This is a genomic window from Erwinia sp. AC075 (genome assembly GCF_979253995.1).
In genome coordinates this window covers 4,474,316-4,488,356 of record NZ_CEEDEU010000001.1, presented here as the reverse complement: position 1 = coordinate 4,488,356, position 14,041 = coordinate 4,474,316, and the positions used below count along the sequence as shown (strand labels likewise).

The window sequence follows — 14,041 nt, the reverse complement described above, 5'->3', positions numbered from 1 at the left end:
TTAACCCTCCGCTCCGCTGATAACAGCAATGACCTGAATGTAGGGTTGTTTTTCTGTCGTCATCGTGTCCTCGATCCATTCGATATAGCTGTTAAAGTTGTGTTCAATTTCACGCTGGCGCTGCTCTTTACGGCTCTGTTTAACTGACTCTTGCTGTTTGTTTTCAGCAAAATCCAACTCCAACTGGCCTATCTGGCGTTTTCTGAGTACATCCAGCTTTTCAAGATGTTCATTGAGCTGTTGGTTAATTTTGTCTTCGAACGCCTGACGATCATGAGCAAAAACATCGCGAGCATGATCTATCGCTTTTTCCAGTAGCTGCTGCTGGCGCTGATGGTTGCGTTGCTCGCCACCAGCATTGGTCAGCTTTTTGCCAAGCTGCGGGTTGTTTGCCAGGAATTCAGCAAACGGCAAACTCCCGGTTAGCTGGTCAAGATTAAAACTCACCACCAGCCATGAATTCACCATCGGGTGGGATTTACGATTCGGGAACAAGCCCGAAAGAATAAAATGATCTTCATCTGGCGAAAATAGATGCGGCAGGCGAATTACCGGGGCCTGATGACGACCAAAAGCAGACTGCATTTTGTCATCTAACCACTGCACCACCGGATTGATTTGCCAGAGATAATGCACATCAGGCCAGGCGTGTTGCTCCCCACGGGAACGGATAATGGAATCAGAGATGACTTTTTTATCCTGGCTTAGGTAAAGCTGGCCATTTTCCGGGGTGATTTCTGGAGGAAGCTGATTAAACCTTCGGCGCAATTCCTCCGGTGCCACCAGCGACAGAGTGTTATCAGGCAAGGTTTCAAATTGAATACGTTGACCACTGGCCTTCAGATAACCCAGAGCTTTTTCACAGTAGGTCTGTTCATCAGCGAAGAGGCTGGTATCCGTGGCGGTTAGCGACTGTATGTCATTGGAAACCACGTTACTGAACTCATTGAATAGATCATGTTCAGCACCTTCGTCAATATTACTGTTCAGTAGCTGCTCGAAGAGGTCCGCCCCGTTATCACTCCCTTGCATTACGAAGCCTGCAACCTGCTCTTCTTCCTCTTCCTGGGTAAACTTACCCGTGAACTCTGAACTGTCGCCGATATTCTTCTGCGCTTGCTCATCTTTGTTGATCAACACTTCCAGAACGCGCATATCGCCATTGATTTGCGGTTCGTTTGCTTCAGTTAGCAGATAACGAATTTGTGGAACGTGCTTTTGCCCGTAGCGGTCAATACGCCCGTTACGTTGCTGGAATACCATCAATGACCAGGGAATATCGAAGTGAACCATTTTGTGGCTCAGGTGGTGCAAGTTGATACCTTCCGATGCCACATCAGAGCATATCAGCAAGCGCAATGGAGACTGTTGCTTACCGAAGGCTTCAACAGTTTCCATCAGCACGGTATCACCCTGGTCTCCACGTAATGTAGCGACTTGCTCTGGTTTGATTTTGAGATCTGCAAGCAGTTGCTGGTGCAAGAATTCCAGCGTTTTTATGCTCTCGGTAAAGATCACCAGACGGTCGTCGCTGTTATTGGCTTTCCATTTGAGATCGCTGCGAATGGTTTCCAGTAATAGCTGGTATTTACTGAACTGGCTGGCATCAACATTATTCAAAGCCAACAGCAGTGAATGCAGTTCGTTAATTTGGCTCTGGCTATTAATTTCCCGGCTTTCGAGGCGTTTCAAACGGTTCGCGACCACGCTGGCACAAGCCATAGGGCTTGAGAACAGCGCTTTCTCCAGCGTGATTTTGAACAAACGACCTTTGTTTGCTGAAGTATCTTCATCGTCGTCATCGCGGAATTTACTTTCCAGAAGACGGCGATAAACCTCTTCTTCTGCAGATGTCGCCTCTCGTTTCAAGGCCTTGATTTCACGCTCAGGGAATTCGCCAGCCATTTGGTCTTTCACGTCTTTCTTGAAGCGACGCACAACCAAATTTTTATCCGCGAAATCGGCGTATTCATACTCTTTTGGATTAGCGATCGCTGTGGGATCAAGCATGTTCATCAGGCTGGCAAAGCTTTCAGCTTTCCCATCGTGAGGGGTCGCAGAGAGCATAATTAACGTATCGCTTCGCCCGGCCAACAATTTCGCCAGTTTGCTACGTAATGAACTGGTGCCACGCTCAGCGACGTTATGGGCTTCATCAATAACGATAATGTCCCACCAGGCATTTTCCAGATGGTGACGGTATTCAATGTCTTGTTTCAGGGTATCGATGGAAATAATCGTTTTATCGAAATAATGAAACGGGTTGTGGTTCGTGGGGATGCGGTTACGTACTTTTTGCAGGCCAGCAGAGTCCAGACGGGTTAAAGGAACGGCAAAACGACTCCAGAACTCTTTCTGAAACTGGGTCAGCATCGATTTAACCGCCAGCACCAGAATACGTTTACCACGGCCACGGCGGATTAATTCAGAAACAAGAATTCCCGCTTCAAGCGTTTTACCCAAGCCCACTGCATCGGCAATCAAAATTCTTTGGCGTGGCTGTGCCAGCGCCATTCGCGTTGGATCAAGCTGGAAAGGCATCGAATCCATCGCCGCGTTATGGCCGAAGTGAACCAGATTATCCGTCGGCACTCTCTGGCGAAGCTGGCTTTCGATATAAAGTTGTGACGCCTGATAGTTGGCGGAGTCGTCCTCTATCAGCTTAGTTTTTGCAGGATCCAGTATTTCTATATTTTCTTCCAACCCTGTCAGAAACAACCCTTCTTTACCGCGTACCAGTTCCGAAATGCCGTCACAAATAAGCAAGTGACCACCATCACCGCTGTTGTCTGCGCGACGAATACGCCACTCTGCGTCACGAATGACTACCCGCATTCCGGGTGCATAATTTTGTTCGTTCATCGGTTTTTCTGTCTGTTGTAGCAGCAATGCAAATCGGCGGTTTATCGGCACCAGCACGGCATACTGCGATAAAAAAGAGGGAGTTAAAGAGTATCACGATGACTGATTAATGTGATGGCTTAATGGGAGACATCTCGCAATAATTTAGTTTATTTATTAACCAGAGACATGGGAATAGTGCGCTTCGTCAACCCCCTGCCCTGAACAGGCAGGGGGCCTTCAATTACCCGACAATGATGTAGCTTCGCAGACCATTATCTGGAGCGATGAGATTTGCCCTACTGGAAGCGACTATTTCGACTTGCCGGGAAGGATGCTCTTCGAAGTCAAAGAATGAATCTCCCTGGCAGCGCCAGTAGCCAAGTCCCATATCCAGCAGTAGATAACCTTCACTACCATCTTTGAATGACACAGTTAACTCGCGGCCATGGTCAGTCGTTCGGTTATCACCAATAAACCATGAAATATTCCCTGACCAGGCAGGGCCCAGATATCCTTCTTCCAGCAATGTTCTCACCACCTGCTCCCGGTCTTGCTCGTTGAGCCAGGCGTTAAACAATGAGTCATGTTGACGCGAACTGTAGTCGAGCTTTTTCACCGATATCGAGAGTGCCGCTCGTTCTGCCATTCCTTGTTCGACCAATTCAGTCAAAAGTTCGGCCAGCAGACGTGCAGTGAAAGGACTATTCACATAACGATCGCTATATTGCACCTGAGCTATTTCACGTTTTTCGGTGAAAGCACGCTTCCAGAATGGGTGTTGACTGCTTATAAGCGCCCAGAAACGTGCCCCGAAACCTTCCAATGGGCCATCAAGTTGGTGGGACAAATGGATTCGAACAGCTCCCGCGGGCAACTTAGGTAACAGTTCTTCTGGGGAAAGCGCATTTCCAGGGTAATCCTTAGCAGCGGACACCTGGCAAGATACAACAGGAGTTGTTGCACTCTGCCCCCAGCTTTCACCAGGGATGGTAATGGCATCATTGCCTGCGGCCCACTGTAGGCAATGATCATCACCAATAATTTGCGCCAACCAGCGACCTTTATTCTGAGCAAGCTGGCTCTCAGTGATAGGACGGATGCATAATGTATTACCCGGCATCGCTGACAATGCCGACAACTGATGGCGTATTTTCTCAGGTAACTCAGCTAATGCGGTGGTGATTAGCAGTTCAACCTTGCCTCCCGAGGATGCAAACCGCAGTACATCCTTCAATAATGGCCACTGCGCAAAATCCCACTCCTCTGTCACTCCGGATATTACCAATGAGAGAGTGCCGTAACGCCCTGAGCTAAGATGCTGCGATAAACGCAGCATTAGAGGGATAGTTTCAACCCGGCTGCCCGGCCCGAAGAATTGATATTCCGGCGCAAGTTTCAACATCTGCAAACGCGTACTGGTGAGCAATGGTAAGGCACGATGGCGATCCAACTTACTGACATAGTGCTGACTGTCGTAACTGAGTAAGCAGTGATGACAGAATTTATCGCATGAGCAATCAAGTAACTTTTTGGCGTAGTTAAACACTTCGCTAAAAAGATCAATTATTTGAACAGCATAACCTGCCCCGCCTGCATTATTGTCATAGATGAAAATCGAGTATCCATAAGCATTGTTACTATCGCGGGATTGCTGAATAGTGACGCCCAGCTCGGTATTTTCAATACCTAATTTATGTGCCAACCCTTCACGTAATGCGACAGCCAGGGAACGTGCAGCAACATCATCAGTAATCAGCAAACCGTTTTCGTCATTAAGCTGCAGTTCAACCATGTCTGTACGGCTGCTATAACCTAACCACAAATCTTTATGAACATGACCATGGCACAGCTTGCTGCTGCCCTGCCGATCATTACTGCCGCCACGTAACAGAAGATGCGTATTTTCTAGTGCAGGGTTTTTGAGTGTTGCCGGTGTGCGTTCAGCTTCCGTTTGTGACTCAGTGCGACCACAAGACAAGCAAATGGCATAGCCTTTACCGAACTCACCATCGCTGAAATGGAATAACTCACCACTATTGCTGAAGCGGTAACGCCCCAGTGATGTATCTGGCAGAGAAACCCATACAGCTGAAGGTACCAACACCCGAGGGTCCTGATAAGGCAATTGTGCGGGCATAGACACATCGTTATGGGCCTGATAACGGATATCTGTCGCAAAACCAACTGGTTGCAAATAGCGCCTCACGGTAAGTAGTGATTTTTCTGCACCACAATGGCTACAACCTGCAGGATATGTTGCGCTGGTAGACCCCGCACCACATTGGCGGCAGTGCCAGAACCACGGAATATGATGGTCGCCTTTTAGCTCCTGCCCACTCCCCAATACTTTACCGAGCATAATTCCTGCGGACCGGTAGACTTTTCCGCCTAAAACCACATCGGCACCCGGTGCATATTCACGCAATGCTGTAGGCAAGTCACGACTTGGCAGTTTTTCGAGACTACGTGAAAAGTTCTCTGTCCCCTCTTTCTGATCCAATTGACTGGCTTTTAAAGCTTTACGCTTTTCAAGTTCATCAGCTGTCAGGAAGTTAAAGTTAACGACCCCCACAGGGAAACCGTGTCCAGGAAGAAAAGCTTCACTGATCAGTTTTGAAAAAAGATATGCGCTACGATAATCACGTAATTGATAGGCAATTGCTTTACCGGCAGGAGTCTCTTCCCAGGCAATATTGTCTGCTTTCAAAGATTCAATATTTTGCAGCAAAATAGCGAGTTGATTACGCCAGTGAAGCTCCGCTTTCTTCATCATTGTATTGGTACGGGAAAGTAGCTGGGAAGCAGTCAGAGACGTTAATATCGTTCCCTGAACCAGCCGTTTCAACTTGTTGGCCAATACTTCTGATTGGCCATTCATCCAATTCAAGAAACGTTGACACTGGCTATCTTCACCCTCAAAAAACCATTTACAACTCAGCTTGGTCGCATCCGGCACTTCCGCCCTTAAAAACAGACCAAGTACCAGCGCATTGACGTGGCGCTGGACAATGCTTTCGCTCTCAAAGCGTACCTGTGGAGCCTTGGAACTACTGTTAAATGGCCAAAGCGGATCTTTGAAAACTTCCATACCATGAGCGGTATTTTTGCATAAGGTAATTGCTGCTGAAGCTGATTCACCTCGACGCCCTGCACGGCCTGCACGCTGCAGATAATTAGCTGGAGCAGGAGGGACGTTATTCATCGCAACCAAACTCATACCGCCAATGTCTACGCCCATTTCCATCGTCGTAGAGCAGTTCAACACGTTTACTTTCCCAGCCTTAAACAGTTTTTCGTTAAACTGGTTTTGTTGAGGTGTGCGTTGTGCAGAATGCTCTTCCAGGCGATACCAGCCATCCTTCAGTGCCAGCCTGTCGCTACGGGTAGACCACACACCTTCACGACGAGCGCTCTTGATTTGCGGGTCATCTTCCAGCCATTGTAACCGCTCATCTCTTGGCAACTCACCGCCACCAGACAGCCGCCAGTGGCGCATTGGCAATTCAGGCATTTCAACCAATACGGCCTTCTCAGGAGCAATGCCTTCACTTCCAGGTAAATAAGGTGAGTAACCTAGCAGAGTTACATCAAGTGCGCGCCGGGTATAAGGACAACGCCAGATCTCTTTTGGGCTGTAAAAATAAGCTTGTTCTTTAATATCAAATTGATAACCCGACTCAAATTGACGTAGATTTGGCCTGATGGCATCCCAGGCCTCTTTCATTAAATTGTTAACTAAATCTTTCCAGTAAGTTTGATCTGGCTGAATAGCTGGGAATACAGCCACCAGTAACTTAATAACCCGGTTGTAATGGCGATCCCGAATTTGGGGCCAAAGTTGATCACGCTTCTGCTCTTTATATTTTTTATCCGGCCCTTGCAGCATTTTTACTGGGAAACGTGCCCCCATCCAACGGGGATATTGTTCATTCTCGTAAAAGACAGCACTGTTTTCGCGAATAAAGAAATCAAGGGTAATTTTCAGTAGATTGCGCCATTCGGCAAGTTGCTTGTCAGGATCTGGCAGAAGGCTTTTCCAATCCTGAGGACAACGATTCACGTCATCAATAAAAGGATAATGAATAGCAACGAGACCCAAATTTTCTAACGTCCATGCATTTTTAGGGCGGCGTCCAAATTCACTGTACAGACAAAAATCGGCAAACTGTTGTTTGGTTAAATCAAGCCCAGATATTTCTTTGAAACTACCTCGCATTCGGTCAGCCAGGTCTACACTACCGGATAGCTGCTCGACCAATGTTTGCCAGGAAACAGATTTAACCTTCTGACCACCCGAACCAGAAAGTAACGCTTCCATTGCCTGAGCATGTGCTTCGCTTTGTGAACTGATGGCTGCCGTAATGGTATTCAAAGCGAGAATTTCATTTGGGCTTAACACTTCATGTGAGGTTATCACCTTACTTAAAGCCTCGACTGCACTCTTAAATATTGGAACTACAGAGAATTGGGAAATATAAGGTTTGAGCAATTCTTTCTGCTCGTCGCTCAAACCAGCAGAACGCTCTGTTATGTTCGCTAACTCTTGATAGCAAAGGGTTCTGAGGGTTGATTTATCTGCATCTTGCTGTAAGCGTGCAGAAATTCGTGCCGTACCCTGACGGGAATCGGTAAAAGTCAGTAATCGACGACCATTGAAAGGCCCTTGCTGTTCTTCCAGGTTTTTTGGTAATGGGGAGAATTCAAGTAACGTTGGAATAATGTCACTTAGAAAGAAAGGTGCCCCCAAACGCAGTGGGCGAAATAAAGGGTTATTTTTCCGCTCAGCATCACCACAGCAAATACAAGTAAAAAACGTCGATTTCCCTGCATCACGGTTTTCCGGTCTCAGCAAATTCACTTCATAACCAACTGCGGAATTACTGACTATTTTCCCTTGGCTGTTCTCTTCGAGTGAGACAAATGTTTTCTCACCGGTATCAGCTAAAAGACGATCAAACTGGTGACCGCTCTCTTCGCTGTCTTCATCTTCATCATCACGATATAAGTCTACTTCAAGAGCAAACTCGTCTTCATCGGCAACAGTTGGTTGTGCAGATAACCATGTAGTGCCATCGTTTTTTAATTCTTCCTTTGCCGATAAATAAGCTGTGCCACAGCCGGAACAACGAAGTACCTCAAAGACTGGTGCGCCACAATCACAAAACAGGCGTTGCTCAGACCAAATTTGTCCAAACGACCAATCCTTATTCTGCAATTCAGGAGATTTATGGTCACATTGCCGATTTGAACACGCCCATAGCCCAGCCAGAGTTCGAATAAACCCGTGCATACGTAAAGGGGTAAAAGCTAGCGAATTATCTGATGTATCTACACGAGCTTTAGCCATCAGATCAAGTAATTGCAATAACTCACGGTTTGATATTTCCGGCCAGATATGCCGGGCAGTAACCAGTAATTCACTTAAACGCACTGCAGGATTTTTTTGCTGAGTTAAGGCTCGCCGTAGTTCTTGTGTCACTCGGTACTGACAAAGCTGCTGATAAAGTTCTTTCGGGGTAAGATTATTAAGTGAAGTTAATGACAATGGAAATTCAGCTCGAATATGCGTATCAGATATAGGTGGGATCTGACGGTAACCACGTACTACTTTTACATTCCGCTCAGTCACACCAGCCAAATCAGCGACAAATTTTGCCAATTCTTGATTGCCCTCGACTGAATCTTCACCAATCGTGGCCGATGTTGCAATGACCTGAACAGGATTATCAGTCCCTGGACCGACATTAAAGGCCTGCATGACACGGCGCAGTAATAATGCCAGCTCTGCCGCCTGGGAACCAATATAGCTATGCGCCTCATCAAGAACGATATATTTCAACATCCCCTGTGATTTATCAACGATAGGAGCATCTTTACGTCGAATAAGCATATATTCCAGCATGGTGGTATTAGTAACCATAATAGAAGGTGGGGACTCGTATATTTCCTCTCTACTCAAAGCTTGTTCTGGAACTTTTTTCTGCTCTTCCTGAACCTCATATTTCGTGTGTTTCGTTTCACCGTTATAAAGCGCAAAACGAATTTTTCCTTTAAACCCTTTGGTCCAGTCACGTAACCGTTCCTGTTGGCTGTTGATTAGGGCATTAAGAGGATACAAAAAAATAGCCTGAGTACCTATCAGTGGCTGCCTATGAGCCTCTTGCTGACGAATCAGATCTTCCAGTACAGGGACCATGAAACATTCTGTTTTTCCTGACCCAGTACCACTGCTCACTAATAAGGACTGTTTATCTTCAAGAATAGTACGCCAGGCTGTTAGCTGGTGGGAAAAGGGCACTGGTGCATGACTGAGTGCATTAACCAAATGGTTAGATATGAGCTTGTCTCGAAGCCCATCCATTGTTTCACTGGCAGGCATCCAACCAAAAGTACTTTCAAATACGGGATCGGCAAGCAGAGAACCTTGTAGCCCTGGTGCTCTGAAGTACTGAGATTCCAGATACTCAGTCAGCGATTTGCTACGCAATGCCAGTTGGCTCACCACCGAACGCACTGCACGCTGATGAAGTTGATTTAAAAGCGGCGCATAATGTAGTTGCTGGACTTTCATCAATGACAAACTCCTGCTTGCTCAAAATAATACTGATAAATGATCCCCAACTGTTGTGGGGCTTGTTGATAGTGTATTTCGAATAGTGAAGAAAGCTGGTGCATTACATTATTATCTTTATGAGATAACAACGCGGCGACCAACATCAAATTAAATAGTTTCTCAAATTTTTGTTGGTAACTGTCTTCGATCCAAAACTTTTTAAATATAGATTTCAGGTCAGGCGAGATAGCAGTTAACCATTGTTCCTTGGTAAAGGTTCCAACACGGCCAAAACTATCCGGAGTACGTAACAGCATCTGTTTTGCTTCATTAAAATGCTCACGATCAACAGATGTAATTCCGACACAGGCTGATTGTGATAATTTAAAATTCATTTGAAGCATATTGGCAATCGCTGCGAATCGACGGTCAATCGCTGCTCTATTACTAATAAATAAAACAAATGGCTGTAATATATTTAACGCCAGCGCTTCATCACCAAATTGAGTTGCAAGAGAAACATAACAATCATGAAAAGTTTTTCTCCAATGTTCGAATGGAATCCAACCCCATGAGAATGGCAATTCATTTTGCATGTCGTAAATAAGCTCACTATCACCAGACAAACAGGATGTGATTAAGAGCTGAATTAAAGCCAGTGGGTCCTTGGATAGTTTATTAAACAAATCGTGCACATGCAGAGGTAAGTCATTAGAGCTTTTATATTTTTTTAAATACTCGACTATTGAATAAGCAGACTGCTGTAATGGATTGTTTTTTACATCGGACAGCAGTAATTTTATCTCATTTTTACGCTTTGATCGCTCCGGCTCACAAAGTGATTTTATGAGCAGGTCATTATCTAATGATAATATTGCACCCCATTTTAATAATGGTTCAATTCTAATATAGTTATCTAACTTTCCAATAATCAACCACGAACCACCACTCTCATTCAATGACGAAAAATCATAGCCCAATACATCTTTTTGTAGAGTTATCGTATAAGAGTCTGGATCTATAAGTGAAACAGCTTGCACAATAACTTCACTAGCACGCTCTTGTGGGAAATTTATTACGTCTTGCACATCAATATATAGTCGTCCATATCGCTCAACAAACTTACCATCATATCGTGTAACGCTTAGCGATGAACTGAGACCTCCTAACTTATCAGCATAAAAATCAATACGCAATGAACTATTATTTGACCATGAACACGCGAGGAACGACTTTAAGAGATTATATTTTTCATATAGAGAAATTTGTTGTAGGTTTTCATTTCGCCCGGTTATTAATGGAATATCCATAGATAAATAATGAAGATCTTTAGAAAGTGGATTCTCATCTTGTAACTCAACGTTTAGGAAACCTTTCCCTGCTGGAGATATTGTAAGTAAATCAGCACTCACTCCATGTAAATGGTCTACTGATGCAATACCTTCAGAAAATGTCTCACCTTCTTGATTAACAAATCGACCACCTGCCACTGGAGAGGGTAATAATAGCTTAAGGTTACAACCATCCCGCCAGGTAACACGAAGGTCTATTGTGATATTTTTGGAAACACTACCATCGAAAGGAACCATGCACTCTTGAGCCAGATAGTCAGTTTTTAATAAATAATTTTCATTATTTGTGTAACGTTCTACCCGCGTTTCAGCAACCCCGGAAAGAGTAATAATTCCTTTTTGGGCTGAGTAGGGAACAATTTTAATATCAAAATCTGCTGGTAGAACAACCATCCGACCACTGAATAACACTTCATTATTAACCACATGCCGTACTTCAATTTGCCCTTTAGGTATTGAAGTTGAGACTGAGGACCATGTCATATTCCCTGAACGTATTGAGCGCCAATAAAGTTCCGGCTCGGGAACAATCCCATGCTGAAGGTCTTTTTTCCAGGCAATTTTAGGCCAGGCTCGATGAACAGGATAATCCGACTTAACAAGATCGACCTCTGATGGTTTAATAAAATATTCAGTGGATGAATCAGATATCTGCCGAGTACGAATAGTACAGATGGCACCATCTTGCAAAATAACGCTAAAAACACCACTGACTTTCGTGAGACTACGTGCACTATTCGTCAATAGTTGTGGAATATCGAAGTCTCCCTCACCACTGATATCCAGATTGCTATTTGCTGGCAATGAGATAAATAGAGCGGCTTGCACAGAACTAACAGAACCCATTCCGAATAATTTCAGCTGTGACTCGCTCTCGTTCATAGCTTCAAAAACCCAAGGGAGATCTTCTGCCAGTTCGTATCCTCCTTTCGGGATGCCTTTGCCTATGAGCGCTGGCCCATCAAACAACATTAATGATATTTCTCCCAACGCTTCCATGCCTGAGATTTTTTGTGTCGCAGCTGGCAACAATTCAACCCGCCAATCTTGGTGTTCATGACGGCTTAGCATTGCCAGACGTGCCCCACCATTTATCCATTGTGCAGAAATAATCAGTCGCGATTGATCTTGTTGTATTTCACATTCAAATAAGGCTTTAAGCTGTTCATTACGTAGCATCCCAGGAAAACGGAATCGCGCATCACAGAACCAACTGTCATCGACATCGATCCAAATTCTTTCTACTAAGATGCCAGAAGCGACTCGGGTTTCTGATGTTTGTGAAAGTAAACGCCTGACTATTTCTGCTGCATTTTCTTCCAGGAGAACGAGAGGTAGTTGTTGATGCCAGTTTGGCAATGTCTTGCGTAGTGAGGCAATAGGATCTCCCCCCTGATGACCACTTTCGTTAAGAAGTTTAGAAAGCGTCCAACAAAATTCACCCGCTACTTCATAGACAAGCTCGTTTTGCATTGTACCAGGAATAGTGTCACTCAAGTCTTCCGCAATCTTAACTGCTGAGACATTACCTTGTGACCCTCTCAACCCCTGATAAATCCGCCTAAAGTAGTTTATTAAATAACCACTCTCGTTTTCTATCATACGCACTGGCAATCCACCTTCGCAGGCCAGTGTATGTAAGTAGCCTGAAGCTTGCCCCAGACTCCTCACTTCTCTTTTCCAGTAGCATATACCTTCACTGACAAGCTTCTGGCGATGCTGATATGGAATTTGCCAGTTTATGGACTGTAAAATAGCATCCCATTTGGGATGGCCAGCAGTGTGATTCCGACGAATAAATTCGGCTGCATAAAGACAGAACAAAGCATCGCTGTAAGAAATAAAGACCGTTTTGGGATAGGTCCGAGGGATATGACTGCTAAGAGTCTGAGCCAGTTTAGCGAATTCGACATCTTCACATCGATAGGCATAGAGAGCTCTTCCATCTGTTACTGTTAGCTGGCGTTTTCTAAGAAAATCTTTAAGCCACAGTAGAAGAGGGTTAGTTGGCGTCTTCACAAGCATCCTTTTGTCCGGAATCAGATTTCTTAACACATTACTACCATGAATGAAAAGCTCAAAGGATAACCACCTTCAAGGGGCTTTGTTGAATAAATCGAACTTTTGGCCGCAATCAGGATCAGATCACCACATCTCTGACCCTGTAGTGGTACCCCGTGGCAAAACAAACGTTCAAAATCACCAATTGGAAAGCCTACAACAAGGCGCTCATCAATCGGGGTGCACTGACATTCTGGCTCGATGAGTCGGCCATTCAGACCTGGTATGACGAACCAAAAACGGCGTCACGTGGTCGTCCACAACGTTATTCTGAGCTGGCCATCTCCACTGTTCTGATGCTCAAACGCGTCTTTCGCCTCACATTACGCGCTGCTCAGGGATTCATTGACTCCATTTTTACCCTGATGAATCTTCCGCTCCGTTGCCCGGATTATTCCTGCCTCAGCAGGCGGGCTAAGTCCGTCAGCATCCCTTTCAAAAACCCGACACGCGGTGAGATTGCCCATCTGGTAATCGATTCCACCGGATTAAAAGTCTTCGGTGAGGGCGAATGGAAGGTGAAAAAACACGGCCAGGAGAAGCGCCGTGTCTGGCGGAAACTGCACCTGGCGGTGGATGCTGATACGCATGAGATTATCTGCGCTGACCTGTCCCTGAACAACGTGACTGATGCAGAGGCATTCCCGGGGCTTATCCGTCAGACGCACCGGAAAATCAAAGCCGCCTGTGCTGACGGGGCTTATGACACAAAACGTTGCCACGACGAGTTGCGTCGCAAGAAAAATTAAGGCGCTTATCCCGCCGCGAACGCGCGCCGATTACTGGCCGGTGGAGTATGCCGACAGAAATCAGGCGGTGGCGAGGCAACGGCTGACGGGAAGCAATGCGTACTGGAAATGGAACACGGCTTACAACCGGCGGTCAGTGGCGGAAACGGCGATGTACCGTGTTAAACAACTGTTCGGTGGTCACCTGACGCTGCGTGACTACGATGCGCAGGTCGGTGAGGCTATGGCCATGATCCGTGCATTGAACAAAATGACGCGTGAAGGGATGCCAGAAAGTGTGCGGATTGCCTGAGGAAGTCAGTGACGAGAGGCGCTTTTATCTAAATCCGATTTATTCAACAAAGCCCCTTCAAGGCTGATTAATGTCATTTATTCTTAGATTAATTTTGTTACAATGATCACAAAAATCAGGTTTGCTCGCAGCACTTTGATGAGTTTTTCCCATTGTGCCTGCCGCTAAGCTTAAAAATTACTATTACGTA

General features: G+C 45.6%; 3 protein-coding genes and 1 pseudogene. 1 reads left to right on the top strand and 3 read right to left on the bottom strand.

Annotation, left to right across the window (positions count from 1 at the left end; all coding sequences use genetic code 11):
- The 3 genes from AC0IXH_RS21005 to AC0IXH_RS20995 all read right to left on the bottom strand — a co-directional run bounded on the left by AC0IXH_RS21005 (position 1) and on the right by AC0IXH_RS20995 (position 12,774).
- Positions 1–2,862, bottom strand: a complete 2,862-nt coding sequence (locus tag AC0IXH_RS21005) for an SNF2-related protein (protein WP_471720932.1) — start codon at positions 2,860–2,862, stop codon at positions 1–3.
- A 223-nt stretch (positions 2,863–3,085) separates the two neighbouring features.
- Complete coding sequence (locus AC0IXH_RS21000; protein WP_471720931.1) at positions 3,086–9,415, bottom strand: DEAD/DEAH box helicase; 6,330 nt, start codon at positions 9,413–9,415, stop codon at positions 3,086–3,088.
- Complete coding sequence (locus AC0IXH_RS20995) at positions 9,415–12,774, bottom strand: STY4851/ECs_5259 family protein (protein ID WP_471720930.1); 3,360 nt, start codon at positions 12,772–12,774, stop codon at positions 9,415–9,417. The genes AC0IXH_RS21000 and AC0IXH_RS20995 overlap by 1 nt, the downstream gene beginning before the upstream one ends.
- Positions 12,775–12,926: 152 nt before the next feature.
- Between AC0IXH_RS20995 and AC0IXH_RS20990 the strand changes: the two are divergent.
- Positions 12,927–13,851 (top strand): annotated as a pseudogene (locus tag AC0IXH_RS20990) (IS5 family transposase).
- Positions 13,852–14,041: the final 190 nt, after the last annotated feature.

What these genes read in the sequence shown, in the direction of transcription:
- AC0IXH_RS21005 (WP_471720932.1), bottom strand. Translation starts at nt 2,862, where the DNA reads ATGAACGAACAAAATTATGCACCCGGAATGCGGGTAGTCATTCGTGAC.
- AC0IXH_RS21000 (WP_471720931.1), bottom strand. Translation starts at nt 9,415, where the DNA reads ATGAAAGTCCAGCAACTACATTATGCGCCGCTTTTAAATCAACTTCAT.
- AC0IXH_RS20995 (WP_471720930.1), bottom strand. Translation starts at nt 12,774, where the DNA reads ATGCTTGTGAAGACGCCAACTAACCCTCTTCTACTGTGGCTTAAAGAT.